Here is a 25,174-nt window from a genome sequence, read left to right on the forward strand (position 1 = left end):
TATCGGTCTGACTTAAACCAAACAGCCTCCACGAGATCCGGGGTGGTTCACAACCCTTGTCCACAAAGACCCGGAGTTCGAACTGATCACGGGGCTGCGCGAAGAACGCCTTCCCTACAAGTTGTCTTGAGAGTGTTACAGCACCGCCTGCGTAGGACGAGGCGCTCATTTGAAGCGCTATGTGATCTGGCGCACAGAGGCAATTCGCGCATGAGCCTCACACTGCAGAGGTTCCAGGAGAGATCTATGGTCATCGCGAATCACCCTGCAAAGCTGCCCAGCGTGCGCCAGCAAATCGAGCTGCATGAAGCCCTCAGGATGGACCTCGCTATCCGGGCAGAGGCTCTGCGCCGCGGCCTGGAAGCAACCCAACCCTTGTCGATCGCACGGCTGGCGGAGCTCTGCGAGGTCGGCGAGCGCATGCAGGCGAGTGCGGCGCGTGTGCTTCGCGCTACGCACGAGCTCGACGCTGTGTTGCGCTGAGCCGGGTTTTGAAACGACGCCCAGCGAGGCCGGTTACCGCCTCAGCAGGAAAGAAGTCGAAGCGGGCCTATCCGCAATCGATAGCGAGCTTGCAGCTTCCGGTGTTTGCGCGAGCAACTTGCCGCGCCTGAAAACCCGCAGACGATTGGCTCGCAACCGGATTGCATCCATCGAATCGGGCGCCTGCAGGATCACGAAGCTGGCGTCGCATCCGGCTTCAATGCCGTAACCCTGGAGGTGCATCACCTTTGCAGCGTTGACCGTCACCGCATCGAAGCACGCCCTGATGCCGCCCTGGCTGGTCATCTGCGCGACGTGCAGCCCCATGTGGGCCACTTCCAGCATGTCGGCCGAGCCCATGCCGTACCAGGGGTCCATCACGCAATCGCCGCCGAAGGCAACGTTGACGCCTGCGGCCATCAGCTCGGGCACGCGCGTCATGCCGCGGCGCTTGGGGTAGCTGTCGTGGCGACCCTGCAGCGTGATGTTGATGAGCGGATTGGCGATGATGCTGACACCGCTTTGTGCAATCAGCGGGATCAGCTTGCTCACGTAGTAGTTGTCCATGCTGTGCATGGAGGTGCAGTGGCTGCCGTTGACGCGGCCCTGCAGGCCCAGGCGGTGCGCCTCGAATGCGAGCGTCTCGATGTGGCGCGACATCGGGTCGTCGGTTTCGTCGCAGTGCATGTCCACCAGCTTGCCGCGTTCGGCCGCGATCTCGCACAGCAGCTTCACGCTCGCCGCGCCTTCGCTCATCGTGCGTTCGAAATGCGGGATGCCGCCGACGACGTCCACGCCCAGGTCGAGCGCGCGCTGGAGGTTGGCCACGCCGCCAGCGCTGCGAAGCACGCCGTCCTGCGGAAAGGCGACGAGTTGCAGGTCGATGTAGCTGGCAACGCGCCTCTTCACTTCGAGCAGCGCCTCGACCGCAAGCATGCTGGGGTCGCTGGTGTCGACGTGGCTGCGGATGGCCAGCAGCCCACGCGCAACAGCCCAGTCGCAATAGGTGAGGGCGCGCTCGATGATGGCGTCTTGCGTCAGGCTCGGTTTGAGTTCGCCCCACAGCGCGATGCCTTCCAGCAGCGTCCCGCTTTCGTTCACGCGCGGGTTGCCGTATGAGAGCGTTGCGTCCATGTGGAAATGCGGATCGCAAAACGGCGGCGTGACGAGATTGCCCTTGGCATCGAAGGTTTCGAGGCCGGGGGCGGTCATGCCCTGGGTCACCTCGGCGATCTTGCCGCCCGCGACGGCAATCGACATGTTCGTCCGGCCGTCGGGCAGGGTGGCGTTGGTGATGAGGAGGTCGAGCATGGTGAATATCTTAAGAGCGCGCCGTCCTCTGCCTGTCATGCAATGACAGCCACTTCCTTCAGAACGGCCCACCCTGGATATCGAACGCTCGCTGCACGAACCACCACAGCGCAACCAGCGCAACCAGCAGCGAGCCGACCTTGAGCACGCCCACGCGGTAGAACGCTGTCTTGCGCAGCGCAAACGCCACCGGCAAGAACACCGCCACGATGGCAAGCTGACCCACTTCCACGCCGACATTGAAGCCGATCAGCGCGAGCAGCAGCGCATCCTGCGGCAAGCCCAGGTCGGCCAGCACCGAAGCGAAGCCGAATCCATGCAGCAGGCCGAAGGCAAAGGCCATCACCCAGCGCTTGCTACCCACCCCGCCGCGCAGGTTGTTCAGCGCGGCGACGATGACCGACAGCGCGATGGCCGACTCGACGATGCGCGACGGCAGCGAGATCAGCTGCAGCGCAGCCAGCGTCAGCGTGATCGAATGCGCGAGCGTGAAGGCGGTGACCACCTTCACCACTTCGACGAAAGCGCCCCCAAAGCGCGGCGCCGCTTCGATGCGGCCCTCGCGCTTGACCAGCACCGCCGGCAGCAGCAGCGCCAGCAGGAACAGGATGTGGTCGTAGCCGATCCAGATGTGCCAGACGCCGTCCAGCAGGTATTGGCGCAGGGTGCTCCAGGGGCCCTGCGGCTGCAACGCCAGCATCTGTTCAGCGGAGGTCGTGGAAAAAATCAGGGCCTGCGAAGAGTCACTGCCGGGCGCCTGCCATTGCACCAGTCCGCGATGGGACGGATCGACGTCGAAGAACAGGGAGTAGCGCAGCTTGAGTTCACGCGGGTTGCCCGATTCGCACTTCGCGTTCATCGTGAGCACTGCATAGGTGCCGTCGCTGTGCTTGTCCAGTTGCAGGGGCGCGGGCGGCTGCCATGTGCAGGCTTTGTCACCGGCAGTGAGCGCGAGGTGTTCGGTGGCATAGCGCGTGATGTCGGCGGTACGCGAGCGGACTTCGCCCCAGTTGAGCTCGCCATTGCCATCGCGGTCGAGTTCGAGCACGTAGTCGAGGTCGCGCAGGGCGATGTCCCAGCGCACCCTGATGTCTTCGCTGCTGGACGAGCCGCGCAGCGTCAGGTAGCTGTCGCTGGGCTTGTGGGCCAGGGCCGCCGAGTGAAAAACCATGGACAGGACGACCACCGCGATGTGGGCAAGGATGCGCTTCATCGCGACGCTCCTGCGGCCACCAGCTGGTCAGCCATGGCGGCGAAGGCGGGGTCTTCGTACTTGCTGGTGCGCAACCAGTCGAGCGCGGGCTGGGCCGACTTTGCGCTGTTCGCGGCCAAGGCAGCACGCATCAGGATCTCGGCGTCACGCGGCTCTTTTTGGGTGAGGTAGTTCTTGGTGGCATAGCTCAGGGCGCGGGTCGGGCTGGCTTCGATGTCGAGCTCGAATCGCGCGGCTTCCTGCTCGTGCAGGCTGTCGCCCCGGCGAGCTGCTTCGGTGAACCGGTCGCGCAGGGCATTGGCCCACGCCTGCGCCTTGGGGTCCTTGCTGGCCTTGCCGGCGAGCGCGAGCCGCAGCAGCAGCACATCGGAGCGCTCCCAGTCGGCCAGCAGCTTTATCACTTCGGCGGGCTTGTCTTGCATGAGCAGGAAGTCGGCGTAAGAGGCCAGCAGGAACTGGTCGGTCACGCCCAGTGCGCGAGCTTGCGCATAGTGCTTCTGGGCATCGTCGATTTTTCGCAGACGCGTTGCCATCTCGGCCAGCCGCGTGCGAACCCACAGCGCGAACTCGGGGGGCTGGCCGGCGCCCTCGCCGAAGGCCCGTGAGAGTGCGTCATAGGCGGGCGCAAGCTGGCCGGTGGTCGCCATGACGTATGACGTGCAGCCTTGCGCCTGAACCGGTTGCGCCAGGGGCGCGAGCCGCGTGCATTCGGCCAATGCGCGCGGGTAGTTGGCCTGCACCATGTGGATGGCCGCGCGCCAGGCGATCGGCTCTGCAGCGGCCCCATCGAGTTCGCTCGCTTTTTCAAGGCTCTGCACCGCGCCGTTGAAATCATGGCTGTACTGCTGGATCAGGCCCAGGGCCATCCAGTACTGCCAGTTGCCAGCTGCCGACTTCGCAATCGGCCCCAGCGTGGCAGACGCATAGCCAACGTAGCGCGGATCGCCCTGCGCCATCGCCAGGTCGAAGTAGCGGCGCCCGATCTCGATGCGCAGCGCCGCATCATCGGGGCGTGCGGCAAGTTGCTTGCGCAACGACTCCACACGGCGAATGGACGGATCGGACGCGGAGACCGGCAGGCGCTCGACGACGTCGGCGTCGGATTTGGGCGTGAAGGGAGCGGCGAGGGCAGCGGTGCTCATGAGAGCGAGGGCCAGGGCGATGGATCGGGAGATGGAGGGCATTGTGTATTTGGCTGTCATACCGGGCTCGACCCGGTATCCATGCGGCGCGTTGATCAGGGGCCGTCTGGATTGCGGATCAGGTCCGCAATGACAGCTGACCAGGTGATGACGGCTGGCTATTTGGTCCCGAAGATCCGGTCACCCGCATCGCCCAGGCCCGGCAGGATGTAGCCGTGGTCATTGAGTTCGCGGTCGATGGCGGCGGTGTAGATGGGCACATCGGGGTGCGAACCGTGGAAGGCGCGGATGCCTTCGGGGCAGGTGAGCAGGCACACGAACTTGATCGACTTGGGCGACAGTTCTTTCAATCGCTCCACCGCTGCGATCGCCGAATTGCCGGTGGCGAGCATCGGATCGACCACGACCACATCGCGATCCTGCATGTTGTGCGGCATCTTGAAGTAGTACTCGACTGCTGTCAGCGTCTTGGGGTCGCGGTAGAGCCCGATGTGGCCGACGCGCGCGCCCGGCACCACCGACAGCATGCCGTCCAGGATGCCGGTGCCCGCGCGCAGGATGGATACGAAGACGAGCTTCTTGCCGTCGATGACCCTGGCCGTCATCTTCTCCAGCGGCGTTTCGATCTCGACGTCCTGCATCGCCATGTCGCGTGTGACTTCGTAAGCCATGAGCATCGAAAGCTCATTGAGCAGGCGCCGAAAGCTGTTGGTGCTGGCTTCCTTCTTGCGCATGAGTGTCAGCTTGTGCTGAACCAGGGGGTGATCGATGAGGTGGACGTCGTTCATTTGCAGTTGTTGTGGTTCGTGGCTGTCATGCCGGACTCAATTGACTGTCATGCCGGACTCGATCCGGCATCCATGCATTCTGACTTCGGGCTTAGAAAACGGTTCCGTCGGTTGCAACCTGCAGCGGCGGCAAACCCCCACGCAAGCGCTGGGCCATCTCGCGGCCCGCTGCCCAGCTGCCGCCTTCGAGCACACGCGCCAGCGGCATTTGCGATTCGTTCAATCGTAGCTGCTCGCGCACCGCATGGGCCAGCTCATCCATCAGGGACACGGTGAGCGCGCGCCATTCCACGATGATTTCATCGCCTGTCTGCCAGACCTGGGCGGCTGCCTGCGGGTCACGCAACTGCACCAGGTTGCTGTCGATCATCAGGCCGCCGTTGCGGTATTCGGGCAGCGCGGTGAGTGCGTCCACGCCCTTGACCTTGACGCCCGACCACTCGAACGGCTCCAGCAGCGAATAGGTCAGCCACTGCGAGAGCTTGTGAAAAGGTACCCAGCCGTCAGTCAGGCCATCGCCGCGCGCCGCCGCGTGACGCCAGCAATCGCCCAGCGGCACGGTGCGAATCGCGTTGGATGCCGGCCAGATGTCCGAAAGCGATGTGAGCAGCAGCGACAGGATGTCGTGCGCCGCGACATCTGCGGTGTGCGGCACGCCATGGCCGAACGGGCTCACCAGCATGTCGAACATGCCACCGGGGCGGCCCTCGTGGCCAAACACTTCGGGCTGCTCGGCCATGACTTCACCCAGTCGCCGCAAGAGGATGGCTCGTTCTTCGATGCCGACCAGCGGGTTGGATGCGCTGACCTGGAAGGCCGAGGCGAGGTGATCGGTTTGCAGGGCGCGAAGCCCTTGCGAATCAGCCTGCAGCAGGCGCGTCTTGTCGCTGGAAAACAGGCCCGCCGTAAAGGCATGGAAGCTGGCGACGCCCAGGCCTTCGGAGCGGGTGAAGGTCTTGCCACTGGCCGGCTCGACGTACTTCCAGTCGGGACCGGCGCCGGCGTCGAGCAGCACGCTGATCACCGTCAGGTCGATCATCGCGTGGGCACGCGAGCCGTCTGGCATGCCGGCCATCAGCGTGTCGAGTTGCGCCTTGCGGGCTATGCCACCGGCCTCGAAGTGACGCCACCGGCTGTGAACCGGCACATGCAGGTTTGGGTAGCGCGACCGGGTTGCGTCAACGATGGCGCCTGCAGCAGTACCCAGGAATCCGTCATCGACGATGAACCAGGGTGACTCACCGTGACGCGCCCGGGTCAGCAACTGGCGCGAGCGGTCGCGGATGGCTGCGGTGGTCCTCAAGGCGGCTGCTGCCGCATGCGCCTGGCTGGTTTCGCGTCCGGGGTTGGGCGAATTCATGCGAGCCCCCGGCCCTTGGCTTTCTTGAGTTCACCGGAATCGGGCACCGAGCCGGTGGTGAAGTAGCCGGCTGCAACCTTGGCATCCATCTCGACGCGTGCATCGAGCGGGATCAGCGAATCGGGAATGTTGACGCGTTCGCCGATCTCGATGCCCGAGCCGGTGATCGCATCGAACTTCATGTTGCTCATCGAGACCAGACGGTGAATCTTGCGCACGCCCAGCCAGTGCAGCACGTCGGGCATCAGTTCCTGGAAGCGCATGTCCTGCACGCCGGCCACGCATTCGGTGCGGGCGAAATATTGATCGGCGGTATCGCCGCCCACCTGCCGCTTGCGTGCGTTGTAGACGAGGAACTTGGTCACTTCGCCCAAGGCGCGGCCCTCCTTGCGCGAATAGGCCACCAGGCCCACGCCGCCGCGCTGCGATGCCTGTATGCATTCCTCGATCGCGTGCGTGAGGTAGGGGCGGCAAGTGCAGATGTCCGAGCCGAACACGTCGGAGCCGTTGCATTCGTCATGCACGCGCGCCGTCAGTTCGACATCCGGGTTGGCGAGGTCGCGCGGGTTGCCGAAGATGTAGACCGTCTGCCCGCCGATCGGTGGCAGGAACACTTCAAGGTCGCTGCGGGTGACCAGTTCGGGGTACATGCCGCCGGTTTCTTCGAAGAGCACGCGGCGCAGGTCGGTCTCGGAAACCTTGAAGCGCGCGGCCACGCCGGGGAGCCACCACACCGGCTCGATGGCGGCCTTGGTCACCATGGCCGCGCCGGTGGAGGTCAGGATCTTTCCGTCGGCCTTCAGGCGGCCGGCCAGCAGGCCTTCGATCACTTCAGGAAGGATGACATGGGCCTGCGTGATCGCGATGGTCGGGCGGATGTCGTAGCCAGCTGCGAGCTCGGCCGAGAACACATCGGCCACGATCGCGCCCCACGGGTCCAGGCTCACGATCTTGCCCGGCTCGCTCCACTGCGGATACGGGCCGATGACATCGGTCGGCGCAGTGTTGGTGAGGTCGGCGCGGTGTTCGCGCTTGAGCGCGCCCGCGGCCACGGCGAGTGCGCGATAGACGCTGTAGGAGCCGCTGTGCGTGCCGATGACATTGCGATGGGCGCGGGTGGTGGTGGTGCCCACGATGGGGCCGCGCTCTTGCGGCGTCGGCGCGTCCCAGCGGATTGGAAGCGAGCCGTGGCCCGATGCATGGGAGGTCAGGCGGATGTGTCGGGGCGGGGCAGCAGGTGTGCTCGGATCAGGCATGTGTGTCGGATCGGTAAAGACGTCAATGTACGCCTTTGCGAGAGCGTAAACAGGGTGTTGCGGCTGATAAGCTCATCCGCGTAACAACGAATCGGGATTGATCAGATGGCTGTCTGGCGTTTGGCTTTGGGGTTGGGCGCGGCGATCGCGATGGGCATGGCGTTGGGCGGGTGCGCGACCGGCAAGACGCAAGAAGCCGAGACTGTGTTGATCGAGCACGGCGTGAAGTCCGGTGTGTCGATCGAGCGCACAGGATTGCTCTTTGGTTCGATCGGCTTCGTTCCGCGAAGCGAGACCGTCAGCGCGCTCTCATTTCATTTGCGCTCGCTCGACAACCCAGGGTATCGCGTGGAGGTGTTCGCCACCAATCGCGCAACGCATGGGCGCTGGCGCACGCCGGATATCGACAGCGAATCGCAGCGCCTGTGGGTCTTTTCTGGAAACCTTCCGGTCGGTCGCTACGAGATAGCGTTGGCCGCCGTGAGTTTTGTCGACGCGCGCGACATTCACTGGATCAACTTCAAGGACCCGATCCCGGTGGACGTGACGACCGATGGCGCCGTTTATGTCGGACGCTGGCAGATCACGCCCACGGATGTCGCGGTGGTCGGCACGCAGTTGCGGGTGCCGGGCACGCCGCTGCTCCTGCGCGACTCGCCGGATGAGGATCAGGCGCTGCTCGCGCGCAGGCTGGGCATTTCTCCAATCGGCAAGCGGGCGATCGTCGATGCGCTGCGGGACTTGATGGAGCAGGGGCGGACTTGAGGTGTGTCGTTCCTTACGTTCCAGCCGAAACAGTTGACCGCCTGTATCGAATTCGATACATTCGAGTGCCGATTCGATCCCCAAGCGCATGAATTCCATAGTCAGCACGGCCGAGTTTTCAGATTGGTTTGACAGCTTGGAGGATCGGACAGGCAAGGCTCGAATTGCCGCGCGAATTGCTGCAGCGGCGGCTGGAAACTTTGGCTTCTGTGAACCAGTCGGGGCCGGTGTCAGTGAGATGAAAATCGATTTTGGTCCGGGCTATCGTCTTTACTTCAAGCGATCCGGCAATGTCGTTTATGTGCTGCTTTGTGGCGGAGATAAATCGACCCAGAAAAGAGATATCAAGAGAGCCCTCAAGCTCGCAGTCCAGGTTTAGTTGAACTCGGAGATCACTCATGCCAAGGAAAGAAAAATCCATCGACCTCGCGCCCTTCGATGCGGCTGAATATCTGACTGATGAGGCTATGGTCGCCGAGTTCCTCAATGAATCTTTTGCGATGAACGATCCAGCGGTGACGCTCAACGCGCTCAATACAGTGGCGCGTGCTCGGGGAATGACGCAACTCGCAGCAGCCGCCGGAGTCGGTCGCGAGAACCTGTACAACGCGCTCAAACCGGGAGCCAAACCTCGCTTTGAGACCGTGATGAAGCTGATGGATGCCATGGGCCTTCAGTTTCACGCTGAAGTGAAGGCATCCATGACCACAAGAGCCAAGGCGCCTGCACCTGTCATCCGGCGCAAGAGCGAAGTGCCAAAGGTTGTACATCCACGCCGGAATCGGGTGAAGACGAAGTCAGCGGTGACAACCGGGAGTGCCAAGGTCGAGCGCGCCGCGCCCATGGCCAGGGCAGAAAAAAAGACCTAGCGGGGTCGGCACTTCGCTCCGCCTCAAACTACCGTCCCGAACATGGCTCCCACCCCGGCCGTGACCGCCATCGCCAGCGCGCCCCAGAACGTCACCCGCCAGGCGCCTGCCAATGGGTTGGCGCCGCCAGCTTTCGACGCCAAGGCACCCAGGCCCGCCAGGAAGATGAGCGAAGTTCCGCAGATCCAGTAGATCAGCCCATTGCCGGGTGCGATGGCGACCACGGCCAACGGCAGCGCCGCACCCCCGGCAAAGCTCGCAGCCGATGAGAGGGCGGCCTGCACCGGACGGGCGCGGTGCGGCCCCGAGATGCCGAGTTCGTCACGTGCATGGGTGCCCAGCGCATCGTGATTCGTCAATTGCTCGGCAACCTGTGCGGCCAGCTCAGGCTGCAGGCCCCGGCCGACGTAAATGGCAGTCAACTCCCGCAGCTCGGCAGCCGGATCGGCGGCCAGTTCGGCGCGCTCCCTGGCGAGGTCGGCCTCTTCGGTGTCCGTCTGCGAATACACAGAGACGTACTCACCTGCCGCCATCGACATCGCACCGGCGACAAGGCCGGCAACGCCGGTCATCATCAGGCTCGACGCACTGGCGTTGGCGGCAGCAACGCCCACCAGCAAGCTCGCGGTGGACACGATGCCATCGTTGGCACCGAGCACGGCTGCGCGCAGCCAGCCGATCCGGTCGGTGCGGTGAGTTTCGATGTGGCGGCGTATGGATCTCATGGGCTGACTATCGCCGTTTTGTTCCCATGATGCCGCCCAACACGCCGCGAATGATCTCGCGCCCCACGGCACTGCCGATGCTGCGCACAGCCGATTTCGCCATGCTCTGGGCGAGGCCTTCGCGCACACCACCACGCGGGCCGACGGAGCCGAACACGGCATCCTTCAAGCCGTCGAGCAGGCCGCCCTCGGCAGGCGCGGCGGCTGCACCACCATTGCTTGCCGTGCTGTTGGGCATCGTCGGCGTTCCCGATGGCGCTGCCGTCGCGGCGCGTCCCTTCAATTTCTCGTAAGCCGATTCGCGGTCCACCGTCTTTTCATAGACGCCGGCCACGATGGAGTTCGCAATCAGCGCCTTGCGCTGCTCGGGCGTGATCGGCCCGATCTGGCTGCCCGGTGGCAGCACGAACGCGCGCTCGGTCACGCTCGGACGGCCCTTGGAATCCAGGAAGCTCAGCAGGCCTTCGCCCACGGCCAGTTCGGTGATCGCGGTTTCAATATCGAGGCCCGGCTTTTGCCGCATGGTCTGCGCAGTCGCCTTCACCGCCTTCTGGTCACGCGGCGTGTAGGCGCGCAGGGCGTGCTGCACGCGGTTACCCAGCTGTGCGAGCACGCTGTCCGGTATGTCCAGCGGGTTTTGCGTCACGAAGTACACGCCGACACCCTTGGACCGCACCAGCCGCACCACCAGCTCGATGCGCTCGATCAGGATCTTGGGCGCCTCGTCGAACAGCAGGTGGGCCTCGTCGAAGAAGAAGACCAGCTTGGGCTTGTCCGGGTCGCCGATTTCGGGGAGTTGCTCGAACAGCTCGGACAGCATCCACAGCAGGAAGGTCGCATACAGGCGAGGCGAATTCATCAGCCGGTCGGCGGTGAGGATGTTCACCACCCCGCGTCCCTTTTCGTCGGTCTGCAGGAAGTCCTGGATGTCGAGCATGGGCTCGCCGAAGAAGTTCTCGCCGCCTTGCGATTCGATCTGCAGCAAGCCGCGCTGGATGATGCCGATGCTCGCTGCGCTGATGTTGCCGTAGGTGGTGCGGAAGTCGCCTGCGTTGTCGCCGACGTATTGCAGCATCGCCCGCAGGTCCTTCAGGTCGAGCAGCAACAGGCCGTTGTCGTCGGCGATCTTGAACACCAGGTTGATCACGCCGGCCTGCGTTTCGTTCAGGCCCAGCATCCGGCCCAGCAGCAGCGGCCCCATGTCGGAGACAGTGGCGCGAACCGGGTGGCCGTTCTCGCCGAACACATCCCACAGCGTCACCGGCGCGGCAAACGGCTCGGGCGTGGGCAGGCCGCGCTCCTTGATGATGCCGGCCAGCTTTTCGCCGATGGTGCCGGTCTGGCTGATGCCGGTGAGGTCGCCCTTGACGTCGGCCATGAAGACCGGCACGCCGATCTTGGAGAAGTTCTCGGCCAGTGTTTGCAGCGAAACCGTCTTGCCGGTGCCGGTGGCGCCCGTGATGAGTCCGTGCCGGTTGGCAAGCGCTGGAAGCAGTTCGCACTGGGTTTCGCGGTTCTTCGCGATCAACAGGGGGTCGGCCATGGTGTCCCAAACTAAAATGTTCGATTGCACAATATATCAACTGCATGGCAGTAGAAGGATTTCATCAGTGGCCGGACACAGCAAATGGGCGAACATCCAGCACCGCAAGGGCCGCCAGGACGAAAAGCGCGGCAAGATCTGGACCCGCGTCATCCGTGAAATCATGGTGGCAGCGCGCCTGGGCGGCGGAGACCTCTCCATCAACCCGCGCCTGCGGCTTGCGGTTGAAAAGGCCAAGGCGGTGAATCTGCCAGCCGACACCGTCAAGCGCAACATCGACAAGGCCACCGGCAACCTCGAAGGCGTTCACTACGATGAGATCCGCTACGAAGGCTACGGCATCGGCGGCGCGGCGATCATCGTCGACACCATGACTGACAACCACGTGCGCACTGTGGCGGAAGTGCGTCATGCATTCAGCAAATACGGCGGGAACATGGGCACGAACGGTTCGGTGTCGTTCCAGTTCAAGAATGTCGGGCAGCTGATTCTGGCGCCCGGCACCAGCGAAGACAAGGTGATGGAAGTCGCGCTGGAAGCCGGCGCTGAAGACGTCATCACGGGTGATGACGGCGCCATCGAAGTGATCACGCCGCCCAGCGAATTCGAAGCCGTCAGGAACGCGCTGGAAGCAGCCGGCTTCAAGCCCGAAATCGCCGAGGTGACGATGCGCCCCGAAAGCACGATTGAATTGACAGGCGATGACGCCACACGCATGCAGAAGTTGCTGGATGTGATCGAAGACCTGGATGACGTTCAAGCGGTCTTCCACAACGCGGAAATCCAGCAATGAAAGTTCTCGTCATCGGCGGCGGCGGCCGCGAACATGCGTTGGCCTGGAAGCTTGCGCAATCTCCCAAGCTTCAAGCGGTCTACGTGGCTCCCGGCAACGGCGGAACCGTGCTCGATTCGCGCCTGGAAAACGTGGACATCACCGATATCGTAGAGCTGCGCAAATGGGCCGAGGACAACAAGATCCAGCTCACCGTCGTCGGCCCCGAAGGCCCGCTCGCAGCCGGAGTGGTCGATGAGTTCCGGGCTCACGGCCTGCGGATTTTCGGCCCGACGAAAGAGGCCGCGCAGCTTGAAAGCTCCAAGGCATTTTCCAAGGCGTTCATGAAGCGCCACGGTATCCCCACTGCCGAGTACGAAACCTTCTCCGATCCGGTTGCCGCCCACGCCTACATCGACCAGAAGGGCGCGCCTATCGTCGTGAAGGCCGATGGCCTGGCGGCGGGCAAGGGCGTTGTCGTTGCGATGACGGCAGCCGAGGCGCATGAAGCCGTTGACTTCATGCTGGTGGACAACAAGCTGGGTGTCACCCACAACGAAGGCGGCGCGCGGGTCGTCATCGAGGAATTCCTGCAGGGCGAAGAAGCCAGCTTCATCGTGATGTGTGACGGCAAGAACGTCGCGGCGCTGGCCACGTCGCAAGACCACAAGCGCCTGCTCGACAACGACGAGGGGCCGAACACCGGCGGCATGGGCGCCTATTCGCCGGCGCCCATCGTCACCCCGGATGTGCACGCACGCGCCATGCGCGAGATCATTTTGCCGACCATCAAAGGCATGGAAAAGGACGGCATCCCGTTCACCGGCTTCTTGTATGCGGGCCTGATGATCGATGCGCAGGGGCGCCCCAAGACGCTCGAATTCAACTGCCGCATGGGCGACCCCGAGACGCAGCCGATCATGATGCGGCTCAAGACCGACCTGTACGACGTGATGATGGCCGCAACGTCGGGCACGCTCGACCAGGTCGAGTTGCAATGGGATCGCCGCACGGCGCTGGGGGTGGTGATGGCAGCGGCCGGGTATCCGCTGGCCCCGCGCAAGGGCGACCTCATCACCGGCCTGCCCAAGCCGACCGAGGAAGTGGTTGTGTTCCATGCGGGCACCGCTGCGCAGGGCAATGGCACCGTGACCGCCGGTGGGCGCGTGCTCTGCGTCACCGCGCTGGCCGATTCGGTCAAGGCCGCGCAACAGCTCGCCTACGACGCAGCCGACCGCATTTCGTTCGACGGTGCCCAGTACCGCCGCGACATCGGCCACCGCGCCATCCGCAATTGAAGGCCGCGCTATGACCGATGTCGACATGGTGCGCGAGTACCTGCTGGAATTGCAGGACCGGATCATCACGACCTTCGGCCAGATCGATGGCGGCAAGTTCGTCCGCGACAAGTGGAAGAAGGAAGTGGGCGAGCCGCTGCAGGGCGACGGCGTCACCCGCATCCTTGAAGGCGGTGAGGTTCTTGAACGCGCGGGCTGCGGCTTTTCGCATGTGGTCGGGCCGCGCCTGCCCACGTCTGCAACCCAGAACCGGCCGGAACTGGTCGGTGCGTCTTTTGAGGCCCTGGGTTGCTCGCTGGTCTTTCATCCGCGCAACCCCTACGCACCCACCGTGCACATGAATGTGCGGATGCTGGTGGCATCGCCCAGGGATGCCGAGCCCGTGTTCTGGTTCGGCGGCGGCATGGACCTGACGCCTTTTTACGGCTACGAAGAGGATGCGAAGTTCTTTCACCAGGTGTGCAAGGACGCGGTCGAGCCTTTCGGCGCTGACAAGTACCCGCGCTTCAAGCAATGGTGCGACGAGTATTTCTATTTGAAGCACCGGGATGAGCAGCGCGGCATTGGCGGGATCTTCTACGACGACTTCTCGGAGGGCGGCTTCAACAACTGTTTCGCCATGATGAGTTCAGTGGGCGATGCCTTCAGCCGGGCCTACGAGCCCATCCTCAATCGTCGCAAGGACACGCCCTATGGCGAGCGCGAGCGAGATTTCCAGCTGTACCGCCGCGGGCGCTATGTCGAATTCAACCTCGTCTGGGACCGTGGAACCCACTTCGGTCTGCAGTCGGGCGGGCGCACCGAGTCGATCCTGATGTCGATGCCGCCCGAGGCGCGCTGGGCCTACCAGCGGCAAACTCGCCCGGGAACACCCGAAGACGATCTCTACAGCAAGTTCCTGGTCCGAAGGGACTGGGTTTGATGCCCCAACGCCGCATCGGCATGTTCGGCGGCGCCTTCGATCCACCGCACATCGCACACGTCGCGCTGGCGCGCGCGGCGGTCGAGCAGCTGAAGCTGGACGAACTGCGTATCTTTCCGACCGGAAAGGCGTGGCACAAGTCGACCGACCTGACACCCGCGCAGCACCGGCTCGCACTGGCCCAGATCGCTTTTGAACGGCTGCCCAACACCGTTGTCGATGACCGCGAATTGCTGCGGCCCGGTCCCACCTACACTATCGACACGCTGCGCGAGCTGGCTGCCGAGCATCCGAAGGCCGAACTCTTCATTGTCATGGGACAGGACCAGGCCGTGCAGTTCCAGCGCTGGAAAGACTGGGAAGCGATTGCCCGGATGGCCGTGATCTGCGTTGCGGCGCGTGCACACGCTGAGTCCGTCGACTCATCCGACGCATCCGCGCTGGCAGGACTGCCCCAAAACGCACGCGTTTGCACGATCGAGCTGCCCCACATGCCCGAGAGCGCCACCGAAGTGCGCGCCATGGTGGCGCACGGAGAAGGGATCGCACATATGGTCCCGCCGGGCGTTGCACGTTATATTGACACCCATAACCTCTATACCCCCGCCTGATGACCCAAGAAGCCGCCGCCAAGAAAGACACCCAGAAACTCCAGCGAGCCATCGTCGATGCGCTCGAAGACGTCAAGGCGCAGGACATCGCAGTCTTCAACACCGAGCACTTGTCGCCGCTGTTCGAGCGCGTGATCGTGGCGTCGGGCACCTCGAATCGCCAGACCAAGGCCCTTGCTGCCAGCGTTCGCGACAAGGTGCGTGAAGCCGGTTTTCCCAAGCCGCGCATCGAGGGTGAGGAAAACGGCGAATGGATCATCGTGGACTGCGGCGCTGCCGTGGCGCACATCATGCAGCCCGCCATCCGCCAGTACTACCACCTCGAAGAGATCTGGGGCGAGAAGCCGGTGCGACTGAAGTTCGGCGCGCCCAAGCCGATCGCGCAGGCGAGCGAGCCCGAGCCCAAGGCGACTGCGAAGAAGACAACTGCCAGGGATTCGAAGAACCCGAAGGGCTCGAAGCAAACTGCTGGAAAGTCGAGCAGGGCAGCCGGCAAGAAGGCCGCCGAGCCCACGTATGCGCCGGAAAGGCCCGTGACTGGCAAACCAGCGCCCGCAAAGAACACGGCAACTGCGAAAAGTGTGAAAGCTACCAAGAGTGCGCCATCCAAGGCACCTGCAACACCGGTCAAGGCGCCTGCCAAAAAAACGCCAGCCCGATCTTCCGCGCCTGTTAAGTCCGCTGCGGCCAAGCCTGCAGCCCGCAAGCCGGCAGCCAAGAGCCCCGCCCGCAAAAAGTAAAGCGCACCGAATGAAACAGGCGCGATGAAGCTGCTGGTCGTCGCGGTGGGCCTGAAAGTGCCCGACTGGGCGCAAGTGGCATGGGATGACTACGCCAAGCGGTTTCCACCGGAGCTGAAGGTGGAGCTCAAGGCCGTGAAGACCGAGCCGCGCGCCTCCAAAACACTGGACAACATCTACGCCGCCGAGCGGCAACGCATTGCCGCGGCCATTCCGAAGGGCACGCATGTGGTCGCGCTCGATGAGAAGGGCACCTCCCTCACCACCCAGGCGCTCGCTTCCCGGTTGACTGCATGGCAGTTGCAGGGCGGGGATGTGGCGATGGTGATTGGGGGGCCCGATGGGCTCGACCCCGCATTCAAGCAGTCCGCACAAGAGCGGATTCGCCTGTCGGATCTCACGCTGCCGCACGCGATGGTGCGGGTGCTGCTGGTGGAGCAGCTCTATCGGGCCTGGTCGATCAATGCGAACCATCCGTACCACCGTGAATGAGGCCGTTGCCGCTTCGCGGTGGATACCGGGTCAAGCCCGGTATGACATCCAGAGAATGGCTGTCATTGCGGGCTTGACCCGCAATCCATGACGTCGAAGGCCATCGCCGATCTGCAAGACAAACCCATGACCTTCATCTACCTCGCCTCCCAAAGCCCACGCCGCCGCCAATTGCTGGAGCAGCTCGGCATCCCCTACGAACTGCTGCTGCCCGATGAGGGCGAGGACACCGAGTCGATCGAAGCAGCGATGCCTGGCGAAGCCCCTGCGCGCTACGTGCAGCGCGTCACCGGCCTGAAGCTCGACGCCGCCCTGCATCGCGTGGTGCGCCGCGGCCTGAAGCCTGCGCCTGTGCTGTGCTCGGACACCACGGTTGCGATGGGTCGCACCATCTACGGCAAACCCGAAAATGCCGCCGACGCCGCCCGCATGCTGCGCGAACTCTCGGGCGCGACGCATCGCGTGCTGACAGCCGTCGCCGTGCACTCGGGTCGAAAGCGAGAGACCGCGCTCAGTGACTCGCGCGTGACCTTCAGCAAGCTCACGCCTGCACAGATCAAGTCGTACGTCGCCAGCGGCGAGCCGATGGGCAAAGCCGGCGCCTATGCGATTCAGGGCAGGGCGGCTGCCTGGATTCCGCACATCAGCGGCAGCTACTCGGCCATCATGGGGCTGCCGGTCTACGAGACAGCCGGGCTGCTGGCGAAGCTGGGCTTGCGACCCTAGTCCGCTCGCAGTGGAACTGGCTGGTTGCGCTGGTTACTCAATCCCTATCTACCGATGGGGAAATGACGTGAGTTTTCTAAACCGCATTCCAGGTGCTTTCCGGCGCGAGACTGCGCCCAAATATCAATCGCTTGACCAGCCCAGGGCCGGCAGCGCCAGCCAGCGCCCGAAGGCTGACAAGCGTATTTCGCCAGATGCGGTCCAGGAAGAGCTCCAGGGCTTCCTCGAAGTCGATGATCAGGTCGACCAGTTGCGCCAGGCAGTCACTGGCGGCGTGAAGAAAATGCTGGCGGCCCTGTACCAGGGTGATCGCGAAGCGATGATGGATGCGCAGCACGATCTGTACCTTGCGACCCAGGGTCTGTTTGACCTGGGCCTGTCGGTGGGTGAGGAGTATGTCGCGCTGGTCGAGGAGGTGCTGGGAGACCTGCCGGGCGAGGAAGTGGCCGCCATCGACGAAAGGCTGGCTGAGCTGGATTGGGAGGGCAGTGAAATGCGCGAACACTTCCAGCTTCTGGATCGGGCCCTGAAGGCGCAGCTCTACGCCCGCGCCATGCCCAACCAGGACGGGCGCAGCCGCGAAGTCGCCCAATGGAAACGCGACCACCGCGACATCAGCGTGCAGTTGAATTGGCTGGCCAGGCCGATTGTGGGTAGCGCAACGCTGCATCGCGCAGCGGCCACCTTGACCTCGCTGATGCCAGAAGAGGTTTCATTGCTTCGCCCCGACGACCCCCAGCGGGCGCAACGCGAACACGGGTTCCAGCGGCATGTCAAATTGCTGCTGGCCGACTGGAGCCCGGAGTGGTTGGTCTGCCTGGACTACAACCTCAAAAGCCTCGCGCCGTCCGCTGATCCCGATGTGCAGTTGCGCGTCAGTGTGATCGCGCGGCATTTGTGCGACGTGATGGAGCGGCGCCGTATCGAGGAACCTTCGCCGGAGCGCTTGATGCTCAGGCTGGCCGACGGCGCAATCGATCCTCACGTGCTCGCTGGCTGGATGCACGACAGGCGCGTCGATCCTCCAGAGGTCGACGCCGCCATGAGGGGGTGGCCGACCCACATACTCTGGCAGATTGTGGCCAGGCGGGATCGAAACCCGTTCGTATTCACGCATCTGTCCGACATGGCTGAAGTCATTGTTCGCGAGCGAGCGTCGCAAGGTGTGGTGCCTGAATCCGGACAAGGCGATACGACGCGGTTCTTTCGATTCTTCGACGAAGACGACAGCGTTGCGCCGCTTGCACAAGCCGCCGAAACGGCGCGCAAGGCCATCGACAGGTACACCACCTGGGGTTCGCGCTTCAGCGTGGGATCGGTGCTGAATCAGGCCTTGCGTTACCTCACGCTCAGCGAGCCTGCCCGCAAGTTCGGCAACTGGGTTCAACGTGGGCACGATTCGGGCGTGCAGTACGCCGCCGGCGCAGTGATCAAGGGGCTGGCGAGCATTACGGGCGCGGCATCGGCGGTCGTCGCCAGTGTCGTGACAGTAGCCGAGACGATCGTTGCGAATGTGGTGGGCACCACACTTCGAATCGTCGGCAGCGCGGCATTGGGCCTGGCGGGCGTGAGTGCCAAGCTGGTCGGCCTGGCGAGTCCATCCGCGAGCCGTGCAGGCGACAGGATCGTGGGCACAGCCAAGGGCCTGGTCAAGGGAATCTCGCTGGTCAACAACACGGCGCGGCAGGAGACGATTCCGCCTCACATGATGACGCGTGCCAGAGACATGGCGCGGCTCGCACGAATCACCGGCAGCACCACCGCTGACGTGAGGGCGCAGAAGCTGCCTGAAGGCTTTACGCGGGCGAACCGCGGCGTCGTTCCCAGGGAAATCCTTTCGATCGAAGGCGGGGGCAATGGCAAGGCATCCAAGCTGCGTTTTGACGAGGCGTCGGGCACGCTGAGCGGCGACCGGTGGTCCGGCCTGAAGGTGGGCGTCTATGTGGAGGAGGACGCGCAGGGCAACGGCATTGCGTATCACCTGTCATTTGTCGGCACCCAGGCGGGCCGCCCGGCAACCTTCAAGAGTGATGCGGCCCAGAGCTTTTTGGGCTTCGAGGACAGCGCCTTTCATGAGGCCGATGCGATCGTCAAGGCTTTCGTGGCGCGATACGGCGCTGACAGGATCAGGCTGCAGGGCCATTCGCTCGGCGGGGGTATTGCCCAGTGGGCGGGCATTCGAAACAGCGGCGGCGACCACCCTGTGAAAGTCACCTGCTTCAACGCGGCAGGCCTGCACATCAACATGCGAAACCGGCTGGGGCATGCGCTGATTGCCAAATCGGACATCGAACACTTCAATACTGCAAAGGACTTTCTCAGCCAGAAGGCAGAAGGCGCTCGCTCGCCTTTCCTGGGCGCACAGGTGGGCAGGCGCTATGTCATTCCAGAGAGCAGAGGTCACTCGCTCAGGCACCACGTCGAAGGGCTGGACCGCCTGGCTGCATAGTCCATAGCGGCTGGTATCCTGCTGTTCAATGCAGCAAGACATCCTGATCAATTGGTCTCCTCAAGAGACTCGCGTAGCGGTCGTCGAACACGGCGCAGTGCAGGAACTCCACGTTGAACGCACCCTGGAGCGGGGTCTCGTGGGCAATGTGTACCTCGGCAAGGTGGCGCGCGTGTTGCCCGGCATGCAGTCGGCCTTCATCGATATCGGCCTGGAGCGCGCGGCGTTCCTGCATGTGGCGGACGTGTGGCATCGCCAGCCCGAGGGTGAGCCGCCGGCGTTCGTTCGCAACAGCCAGCCGCAAGTGCCGATCGAAAAGCAGGTGTTCGAGGGCCAGGCGATCATGGTCCAGGTCATGAAGGACCCGATCGGCACCAAGGGTGCAAGGCTTTCGACGCAGATCAGCATCGCGGGCCGCTTGCTGGTTTTCCTGCCGCAGGACGATCACCTGGGCGTCTCGCAGAAGATCCCATCGGTGCAGCGCGATGCCTTGCGTGCGCGCCTCCAGGCACTGGTGGGCGCCGATGGCGGCGGCTTCATCCTGCGCACCAACGGCGAGGACGCCACCGATGCCGAGCTTGCCGAAGACATCGCCTACCTGCGCAAGACCTGGAAGCGCATCCGCGATGCGTCCGTCCGCCTGCCGCCCACATCGCTGCTGCACCAGGACCTGAGCTTGCTGCAGCGCGTGCTGCGTGACCTGGTGAGCGAAAGCACGCAGACGATCCGCATCGATTCCAACGAGCAGTTCGCGCACCTGCAGGCCTTCGGGCTGGAGTTCATGCCGGCAGCGGCGGGGCGTCTGCAGCTGTACAAGGGCGAGCGGCCGATCTTCGATCTGTACTCGATCGACGATGAAATCGCCAAGGCGCTGGGTCGGCGCGTGGACCTGAAATCGGGTGGGTATCTCATCGTGGACCAGACCGAGGCGCTCACGACCGTTGATGTGAATACCGGTGGGTTCGTCGGTGCCCGCAATTTCGACGACACGATTTTCAAGACGAACCTGGAGGCGGCGCAGGCCATTGCGCGGCAATTGCGGCTGCGCAACCTGGGCGGCATCATCATTGTCGATTTCATCGACATGGGGCGCGAGGACCATCGAGACCAGGTGCTGGCGGAGTTCCGCAAGCAGCTGTCACGCGACCGCGTGAAAACCATGTCGGGCGGGTTCTCGCAACTGGGCCTGGTCGAGATGACGCGAAAGCGCACGCGCGAGTCGCTGGCGCACATGCTGTGCGAGCCGTGCGATGCGTGCCAGGGCAAGGGCACCGTCAAGACGGCGCGCAGCGTGGCCTACGACATCCTGCGCGAGATTCTTCGCGAGGCGCGGCAGTTCGATCCGCGCGAATACCGCATCGTTGCCTCACCGCGTGTGATCGAGCTTTTCCTGGATGAAGAGAGCCAGCATCTGGCCGGGCTCTCGGACTTCATCGGCAAGCCGATTTCATTGCAGAGCGAAGGCGCGATGGGTCAGGAGCAGTACGACATCGTGCTGATGTGACGGGCTGCATGGATGCCGGATCAAGTCCGGCATGACAGCCAGGAGAGGCTGTCATTGCGGGCTTGACCCGCAATCCACCGCGCAGCGGCAACGGCCTTCGAATTCATGGATTGCAGATCAAGCCCGCAATGACAGCAACTCGCGTGCCTGCTCCATCACGCGCTGCGCGCTGATCTCCATCAGGCAGTCACTGCGGCTTTGGCGATGGTCTTCACATCCGGCCTTGCCGCAGGGCACGCACGGCTGGCTACCCTGCATCAATGTCACGTTGCCGACGCGTTGCTCTGCCGCCACCTTCTGGAAGAGGGACGCCGCCTCGGCCTTCGCGGGCCAGGGTGCCCAGCGCACCGGATTGGTCGGCCCGAAGATCGCGATCACCGGTATCCCGGTTGCGGCTGCAAGGTGCGAGACGGATGTGTCCGGGCCGATATAGAGCGCAGCACGCGCAAAGAGCGTGACGAGCTGATTGAAGTCGAGCTGGCCCGAGGTGTCGAGCAGCTGCGGCGCCGGCGCAATGGCACGCAGCGGTGCGATGCATTCCTGGTCACGATCACCGCCGCTTCCGGTCAGCACCACCTGCCGCCCCTGGGCGATCAAGGCACGGATCAGTTCGTCGAACTTCGCGATCGGCCATTGCTTGTAGTTCCACATGGAAGGCGCATGGACCACAACCGCGCCCGGCTTCAACGCTGCATCGACCCAGGCCGGCAATGGCGACCCCGGAGGCGGCACCACTCGGGGCACCGCTGTCGTGCCCGCTGCAAGCCACGGTTCGATCAGGGACAGCTTTTCTACCGCGACATGCGTGGTGCCGAGGTCCCCGGCAGCCTCGACGACATGGTCCAGGATTTCTCGCTTGAGCCAGTTGCTGCCTCCGTGCGCCGGGATGATTCCGCTGCGGCAGGGCGCCGCGATCCAGCCGAGCAGATGTGCGCGGTCTCCAGGATCTGTCACCAGTGCCAGGTCGTAGCGTCGCCAGATCTGCCGGATGAGCGCGCGAGCGCCCTGAAAGCCTGCGCGCGGCCGCGTCTCGATGAAACCGTTGATCGCAGGATTGGCGCGAAGCATGCCGAGCGTGCCGGCGAAGCCCAGCACGTCGACGCGGGCGTCCGGCCAGCGCGTTCGCACGGCCTCGATCAGCGGTGTCGTGAGAAGCACATCGCCGATCTGCCGGGTTGCGATGACCAGCACGCTCTTGAGTTCGGCCGTCCGCTTGTCCTGCGCGCAGGCGTAGCGGTTTTCGGCGATGACCCAGGCCAGCAGCGCCATGTAGATGTGGCCCTCGACGAAGTCCAGCAGCAGCGAGTTGAATGCCGACCCGATGATGAATGCGAGCACCAGGCCCGTCATCAGTGCGCCAATGCCGGGGCGGGCCCGGGCAGCGGCACGCAGCGTCAGTGCAAGCCAGGCGACAAAGAGCGCGAGCGCAATAACGCCGCCGCTGATCAGGTGCATCAGGAATTCGTTGTGCGGGTTCGTGCTGCGCATCCAGATGGCGTTGACGTGATCGACCGGCGTGCGATAGCGGGCCTGGGCCGCTTTTTCGTGTTCGCCCGCGTAGTTCGCGTAGCCGGCCCCGGCCAGCGCGTGGGTGCGGGCGAGGTCGCCAGCCACGCGCATGAGCTCGATGCGAATGCCGGTTGAAGTGATGCCTTCAGCACTGGCACTGCTGGCGCCGGCGATGCCTTCCTTGAGGCGATTGCCGACGGCATCCGAACTCATGGCCAGACCCAGCGCCACCACGAATGCGGCGAGTGTGACGACACCTCGCCAGCGACGCGGGCTGTGCAACCATGCGGCCACCGACACAAGGGCGAGCAGCACCAGGTGTCCGGTGCGCCCGTCGATCGCATAGAGCACCGTGAGCGCGAGGATCGCGGCGAGCCCCCGCGCGGGCCAGGGCCCGGGCCGGCCGCGAGCACGCATGACCAGGATGAATGCGCAGGTTGCCAGCGCGAAACCTGCCGAAATGCGCCGCGTGCCCAGGAAGGTCCCAAGCGCCGGGACATAGATGCCGATCCAGTACAGCGCCGCAAGGAAGGCGCAGCCCGCCATCAGTCCATGCACCAGGATCTGCCGATGCCGTGCATCCTGCAGCATGGCCACCAGGAGCGGCGCGAAGAGCAGCTCGTGATACCGGTTGATCGCGCCGAAGGTCGCGCCGTCGATGGCGCTCATCACCAGCGTATGCAGGGCAATGAACGCAAACAGGATCAGTCCCGTGGCCATCACCGGATCTCTCCACGGTGCAGCGCGTATCAATTGCCGTGGCCGCATCGCAGCGAGCGCCAGCAGCACGCCCATGCTGATGGCCACGCCCGCAGAAGAAAACGGCAGGAAGAATCCGAGCGACGCCAGGGCAAAGGACACCCAGCTGTGCCAGATGCGGATGCCGCCCGTTGCCTCGACCGCGCTCATTGCGCGCCGAACTGCAAGGCGTGCAGCTTTGCGTAGAGACCGCCCTGCGCCAGCAGTTGCGCGTGCGGGCCGCTCTCCATGATGCGGCCCTGGTCGAGCACCACCACCGTATCGGCGTGTTCAATCGTCGAGAGGCGGTGCGCAACGATGAGCGTGGTGCGTCCGGCCATCAGCCGCTGCAGGGCTTCCTGCACCAGTCGTTCGGATGCGGTGTCCAGCGCCGAGGTAGCTTCGTCGAGGATGAGAACCGGCGCGTCCTTGTAAAGGGCCCGCGCGATGGCAACACGCTGGCGCTGTCCGCCCGAAAGCGTCACGGCGTTGTGGCCCAGCACTGTTTCCAGCCCTTGCGGCAAGGCCGTTGCCACATCCGCGAGGTTCGCGGCTTCTATGCAGCGGCGCAGCTTGTTGTCATCTCGCGCATTGCCCAGGGCGACGTTGGCGGCCAGCGTGTCATTGAACATCACCACGTCCTGGCTCACGAGCGCAAACTGCCTGCGCAGCGCTTCCAGGCTCCAGTGCGTGACGTCGTGACCGTCGAGCAGCACGCGGCCTTCGGTGGGTGCGACGAAGCGTGGCAACAGGTTGGCCAGTGTCGTCTTGCCCGAGCCGGACGGCCCGACCAGCGCGATGACCTGCCCGGGTTCGATGGACAGCGACACGCCGTCGAGTGCGGCCGGACCGTCTTCGAGATAGCGAACGGCCACGGCCTCCAGGTCGATACGGCCCTGCGCACGATCGGGCGCATAGGTGCCGCCCGATTCGGCCGGGGTCTTTTCGATCAGGTCCATCGCCCGCTGCACGGCAGCCAGGCCGCGCGCGATCGGATTGGCAACCTCTGACAGTCGCTTGATCGGTGCGATCAGCATCAGCATCGCGGTGATGAACGAGGCGAACGTGCCCACGGTGATGCCGTCCCGGCTTTGCCAGAGCGCAATGCAGATCACGATGGACAGCGCCATGGCAGCCAGCATGTGCGTGAGCGGCGTGACCGAAGCCGACGCCACCGCCGTCTTCATGGCCAGGCGTCGCAGCGCAGACCCCAGCGCGAGAAAGCGGCTGGCCTGCGCAGGCTGCGCGCCGTGCAGGCGCACCACGCGCGCGGCGAGCACGTTTTCTTCGACGACATACGCCAGTTCATTGGTTGCTTCCTGCGTGGCACGCGCGATGCGATACAGGCGCCGGGACACCGTGCGGATCAGCCAGGCCACGCCGGGCACGATGAGAAACACGATCAGTGTGAGCTGCCAGTTCAGCAGCAGCAGGTAGACGAGCAGGGCAACCAGCGCCACGCTGTCCTTGAGCAGGCCGATGACGGCGTTGACCAGCAGCGTTGCGCCGTTCTGCACTTCAAAGACGACGGTGTTGGAAAGGGCGGTCGCGTTCTGTTCGCGAAAGAGCGACAGGCGCGCGTCGAGCAGTCGAGCGAACATGTCGCGCCGCAGCAGCAGCAGGCCGTCTTGCGTGATCTTGGCCAGCGCGATGTCGGCGAGGAACCCGGCGGTGCCGCGCACCGCGAAGATCAGCAAGAGGGCGGCCGGCACCGTCCACAACTCGATACCCTTGGGCGAGAAGCCGCGGTCGAGCAGCGGCTTGAGCAAGGCGGGCACAAGGGGCTCGGTTGCCGAGGCGACGATGGTCGCCAGGATTGCCAGCAGCCATGCGCCGCGCGCGCGGCCGAAATAGGGCGCGAGCCAGCGAACCGTCGACCGGACGGTGACCATGTCGGGCCGGATCATTTCTGCGGGGTGGGGAACAGGCTAACCCTCATAATCAGTCAAGCAACCTCA

The 25,174-nt window shown here is 64.2% G+C and carries 23 protein-coding genes; 13 read left to right on the forward strand and 10 right to left on the reverse strand.

The window, feature by feature from the left end; translation table 11 throughout:
- Nucleotides 1-246: 246 nt before the first annotated feature.
- Entirely contained in the window at nt 247-483 is a 237-nt protein-coding gene (locus AQ12_RS16635) for a hypothetical protein (RefSeq protein ID WP_152682831.1), read from the forward strand.
- A gap of 33 nt (nt 484-516) precedes the next feature.
- Here AQ12_RS16635 and AQ12_RS16640 read toward each other — a convergent pair whose 3' ends face one another.
- From AQ12_RS16640 to AQ12_RS16665, 6 genes are all read right to left on the reverse strand, one after another.
- Entirely contained in the window at nt 517-1,794 is a 1,278-nt protein-coding gene (locus AQ12_RS16640) for an amidohydrolase family protein (protein WP_048441076.1), read from the reverse strand.
- Nucleotides 1,795-1,852: 58 nt separating this feature from the next.
- Nucleotides 1,853-3,007: a HupE/UreJ family protein gene (locus tag AQ12_RS16645; protein WP_048441077.1), complete on the reverse strand. Its 1,155-nt coding sequence runs from the start codon at nt 3,005-3,007 to the stop codon at nt 1,853-1,855.
- Nucleotides 3,004-4,149, reverse strand: a complete 1,146-nt coding sequence (locus AQ12_RS16650) for a hypothetical protein (protein ID WP_238587746.1) — start codon at nt 4,147-4,149, stop codon at nt 3,004-3,006. The genes AQ12_RS16645 and AQ12_RS16650 overlap by 4 nt, the downstream gene beginning before the upstream one ends.
- Before the next feature lie 158 nt (nt 4,150-4,307).
- On the reverse strand, nt 4,308-4,937 hold the full coding sequence (gene upp, locus AQ12_RS16655; protein WP_048441079.1) for a uracil phosphoribosyltransferase: 630 nt from the start codon (nt 4,935-4,937) through the stop codon (nt 4,308-4,310).
- 91 nt (nt 4,938-5,028) lie between these two features.
- Nucleotides 5,029-6,297 carry a URC4/urg3 family protein gene (locus AQ12_RS16660; protein WP_048441080.1) on the reverse strand — a complete coding sequence of 423 codons (1,269 nt, stop codon included), beginning with the start codon at nt 6,295-6,297 and terminating at the stop codon, nt 5,029-5,031.
- Nucleotides 6,294-7,553, reverse strand: coding sequence for a GTP cyclohydrolase II (locus tag AQ12_RS16665; protein ID WP_048441081.1), 1,260 nt, complete (start codon nt 7,551-7,553; stop codon nt 6,294-6,296). Before AQ12_RS16665 ends, AQ12_RS16660 begins: the two co-directional genes overlap by 4 nt.
- Nucleotides 7,554-7,658: 105 nt before the next feature.
- On the opposite strand from AQ12_RS16665, the gene AQ12_RS16670 reads away from it, so the two are divergent.
- From AQ12_RS16670 to AQ12_RS23555, 3 genes are all read left to right on the forward strand, one after another.
- On the forward strand, nt 7,659-8,318 hold the full coding sequence (locus tag AQ12_RS16670; RefSeq protein WP_048441082.1) for a hypothetical protein: 660 nt from the start codon (nt 7,659-7,661) through the stop codon (nt 8,316-8,318).
- Nucleotides 8,319-8,406: 88 nt separating this feature from the next.
- Nucleotides 8,407-8,697 (forward strand): type II toxin-antitoxin system RelE/ParE family toxin, encoded by a 291-nt coding sequence (locus AQ12_RS16675; RefSeq protein WP_048441083.1) that lies wholly within the window; start codon nt 8,407-8,409, stop codon nt 8,695-8,697.
- A gap of 19 nt (nt 8,698-8,716) precedes the next feature.
- Nucleotides 8,717-9,187: an addiction module antidote protein gene (locus AQ12_RS23555; RefSeq protein ID WP_082151649.1), complete on the forward strand. Its 471-nt coding sequence runs from the start codon at nt 8,717-8,719 to the stop codon at nt 9,185-9,187.
- Nucleotides 9,188-9,210: 23 nt separating this feature from the next.
- On the opposite strand, the gene AQ12_RS16685 is transcribed toward AQ12_RS23555, so the two are convergent.
- Nucleotides 9,211-9,912: a VIT family protein gene (locus AQ12_RS16685; RefSeq protein ID WP_048441084.1), complete on the reverse strand. Its 702-nt coding sequence runs from the start codon at nt 9,910-9,912 to the stop codon at nt 9,211-9,213.
- A 7-nt stretch (nt 9,913-9,919) separates the two neighbouring features.
- Nucleotides 9,920-11,455: a helicase HerA-like domain-containing protein gene (locus tag AQ12_RS16690; RefSeq protein ID WP_048441085.1), complete on the reverse strand. Its 1,536-nt coding sequence runs from the start codon at nt 11,453-11,455 to the stop codon at nt 9,920-9,922.
- A 67-nt stretch (nt 11,456-11,522) separates the two neighbouring features.
- On the opposite strand from AQ12_RS16690, the gene AQ12_RS16695 reads away from it, so the two are divergent.
- The 9 genes from AQ12_RS16695 to rng all read left to right on the forward strand — a co-directional run bounded on the left by AQ12_RS16695 (nt 11,523) and on the right by rng (nt 20,969).
- Nucleotides 11,523-12,248, forward strand: a complete 726-nt coding sequence (locus tag AQ12_RS16695) for a YebC/PmpR family DNA-binding transcriptional regulator (RefSeq protein WP_048441086.1) — start codon at nt 11,523-11,525, stop codon at nt 12,246-12,248.
- Nucleotides 12,245-13,525, forward strand: coding sequence for a phosphoribosylamine--glycine ligase (purD, locus tag AQ12_RS16700; protein WP_048441087.1), 1,281 nt, complete (start codon nt 12,245-12,247; stop codon nt 13,523-13,525). The genes AQ12_RS16695 and purD overlap by 4 nt, the downstream gene beginning before the upstream one ends.
- 10 nt (nt 13,526-13,535) lie before the next feature.
- Nucleotides 13,536-14,447 (forward strand): oxygen-dependent coproporphyrinogen oxidase, encoded by a 912-nt coding sequence (gene hemF / locus AQ12_RS16705; RefSeq protein ID WP_048441088.1) that lies wholly within the window; start codon nt 13,536-13,538, stop codon nt 14,445-14,447.
- Entirely contained in the window at nt 14,447-15,058 is a 612-nt protein-coding gene (nadD, locus tag AQ12_RS16710) for a nicotinate (nicotinamide) nucleotide adenylyltransferase (protein ID WP_048441089.1), read from the forward strand. The genes hemF and nadD overlap by 1 nt, the downstream gene beginning before the upstream one ends.
- Nucleotides 15,058-15,798, forward strand: coding sequence for a ribosome silencing factor (gene rsfS, locus AQ12_RS16715; RefSeq protein WP_048441090.1), 741 nt, complete (start codon nt 15,058-15,060; stop codon nt 15,796-15,798). The genes nadD and rsfS overlap by 1 nt, the downstream gene beginning before the upstream one ends.
- 24 nt (nt 15,799-15,822) lie before the next feature.
- Complete coding sequence (gene rlmH, locus AQ12_RS16720) at nt 15,823-16,290, forward strand: 23S rRNA (pseudouridine(1915)-N(3))-methyltransferase RlmH (protein ID WP_048441091.1); 468 nt, start codon at nt 15,823-15,825, stop codon at nt 16,288-16,290.
- 87 nt (nt 16,291-16,377) lie between these two features.
- On the forward strand, nt 16,378-17,016 hold the full coding sequence (locus tag AQ12_RS16725; RefSeq protein ID WP_238587747.1) for a nucleoside triphosphate pyrophosphatase: 639 nt from the start codon (nt 16,378-16,380) through the stop codon (nt 17,014-17,016).
- Nucleotides 17,017-17,083: 67 nt separating this feature from the next.
- Entirely contained in the window at nt 17,084-19,465 is a 2,382-nt protein-coding gene (locus tag AQ12_RS22230; RefSeq protein ID WP_053076773.1) for a hypothetical protein, read from the forward strand.
- Between the two features lie 28 nt (nt 19,466-19,493).
- Nucleotides 19,494-20,969 carry a ribonuclease G gene (gene rng / locus AQ12_RS16735; protein ID WP_048441092.1) on the forward strand — a complete coding sequence of 492 codons (1,476 nt, stop codon included), beginning with the start codon at nt 19,494-19,496 and terminating at the stop codon, nt 20,967-20,969.
- 117 nt (nt 20,970-21,086) lie between these two features.
- On the opposite strand, the gene AQ12_RS22235 is transcribed toward rng, so the two are convergent.
- Nucleotides 21,087-23,387: a glycosyltransferase family 9 protein gene (locus tag AQ12_RS22235; RefSeq protein ID WP_053076774.1), complete on the reverse strand. Its 2,301-nt coding sequence runs from the start codon at nt 23,385-23,387 to the stop codon at nt 21,087-21,089.
- Nucleotides 23,384-25,123: a lipid A export permease/ATP-binding protein MsbA gene (gene msbA / locus AQ12_RS16745; RefSeq protein ID WP_048441093.1), complete on the reverse strand. Its 1,740-nt coding sequence runs from the start codon at nt 25,121-25,123 to the stop codon at nt 23,384-23,386. Before msbA ends, AQ12_RS22235 begins: the two co-directional genes overlap by 4 nt.
- Nucleotides 25,124-25,174 lie beyond the last annotated feature (51 nt).

The organism is Caenimonas sp. SL110, assembly GCF_001044395.1.
In the GTDB taxonomy this organism is placed as follows: Bacteria; Pseudomonadota; Gammaproteobacteria; order Burkholderiales; family Burkholderiaceae_C; genus Ramlibacter.

Bases quoted from the DNA above. Each gene is read 5' to 3' on its own strand.
- AQ12_RS16670 (WP_048441082.1), top strand. From the start codon at position 7,659: ATGGCTGTCTGGCGTTTGGCTTTGGGGTTGGGCGCGGCGATCGCGATG.
- hemF (WP_048441088.1), top strand. From the start codon at position 13,536: ATGACCGATGTCGACATGGTGCGCGAGTACCTGCTGGAATTGCAGGAC.
- AQ12_RS16660 (WP_048441080.1), bottom strand. From the start codon at position 6,297: ATGAATTCGCCCAACCCCGGACGCGAAACCAGCCAGGCGCATGCGGCA.
- AQ12_RS16635 (WP_152682831.1), top strand. From the start codon at position 247: ATGGTCATCGCGAATCACCCTGCAAAGCTGCCCAGCGTGCGCCAGCAA.
- AQ12_RS16645 (WP_048441077.1), bottom strand. From the start codon at position 3,007: ATGAAGCGCATCCTTGCCCACATCGCGGTGGTCGTCCTGTCCATGGTT.
- AQ12_RS16650 (WP_238587746.1), bottom strand. From the start codon at position 4,149: ATGAGCACCGCTGCCCTCGCCGCTCCCTTCACGCCCAAATCCGACGCC.
- AQ12_RS16675 (WP_048441083.1), top strand. From the start codon at position 8,407: ATGAATTCCATAGTCAGCACGGCCGAGTTTTCAGATTGGTTTGACAGC.
- msbA (WP_048441093.1), bottom strand. From the start codon at position 25,123: ATGATCCGGCCCGACATGGTCACCGTCCGGTCGACGGTTCGCTGGCTC.
- AQ12_RS23555 (WP_082151649.1), top strand. From the start codon at position 8,717: ATGCCAAGGAAAGAAAAATCCATCGACCTCGCGCCCTTCGATGCGGCT.
- AQ12_RS16640 (WP_048441076.1), bottom strand. From the start codon at position 1,794: ATGCTCGACCTCCTCATCACCAACGCCACCCTGCCCGACGGCCGGACG.
- rng (WP_048441092.1), top strand. From the start codon at position 19,494: ATGCAGCAAGACATCCTGATCAATTGGTCTCCTCAAGAGACTCGCGTA.
- rlmH (WP_048441091.1), top strand. From the start codon at position 15,823: ATGAAGCTGCTGGTCGTCGCGGTGGGCCTGAAAGTGCCCGACTGGGCG.
- AQ12_RS16665 (WP_048441081.1), bottom strand. From the start codon at position 7,553: ATGCCTGATCCGAGCACACCTGCTGCCCCGCCCCGACACATCCGCCTG.
- rsfS (WP_048441090.1), top strand. From the start codon at position 15,058: ATGACCCAAGAAGCCGCCGCCAAGAAAGACACCCAGAAACTCCAGCGA.
- AQ12_RS16725 (WP_238587747.1), top strand. From the start codon at position 16,378: ATGACGTCGAAGGCCATCGCCGATCTGCAAGACAAACCCATGACCTTC.
- AQ12_RS22235 (WP_053076774.1), bottom strand. From the start codon at position 23,387: ATGAGCGCGGTCGAGGCAACGGGCGGCATCCGCATCTGGCACAGCTGG.
- AQ12_RS16685 (WP_048441084.1), bottom strand. From the start codon at position 9,912: ATGAGATCCATACGCCGCCACATCGAAACTCACCGCACCGACCGGATC.
- AQ12_RS16690 (WP_048441085.1), bottom strand. From the start codon at position 11,455: ATGGCCGACCCCCTGTTGATCGCGAAGAACCGCGAAACCCAGTGCGAA.
- upp (WP_048441079.1), bottom strand. From the start codon at position 4,937: ATGAACGACGTCCACCTCATCGATCACCCCCTGGTTCAGCACAAGCTG.
- purD (WP_048441087.1), top strand. From the start codon at position 12,245: ATGAAAGTTCTCGTCATCGGCGGCGGCGGCCGCGAACATGCGTTGGCC.
- nadD (WP_048441089.1), top strand. From the start codon at position 14,447: ATGCCCCAACGCCGCATCGGCATGTTCGGCGGCGCCTTCGATCCACCG.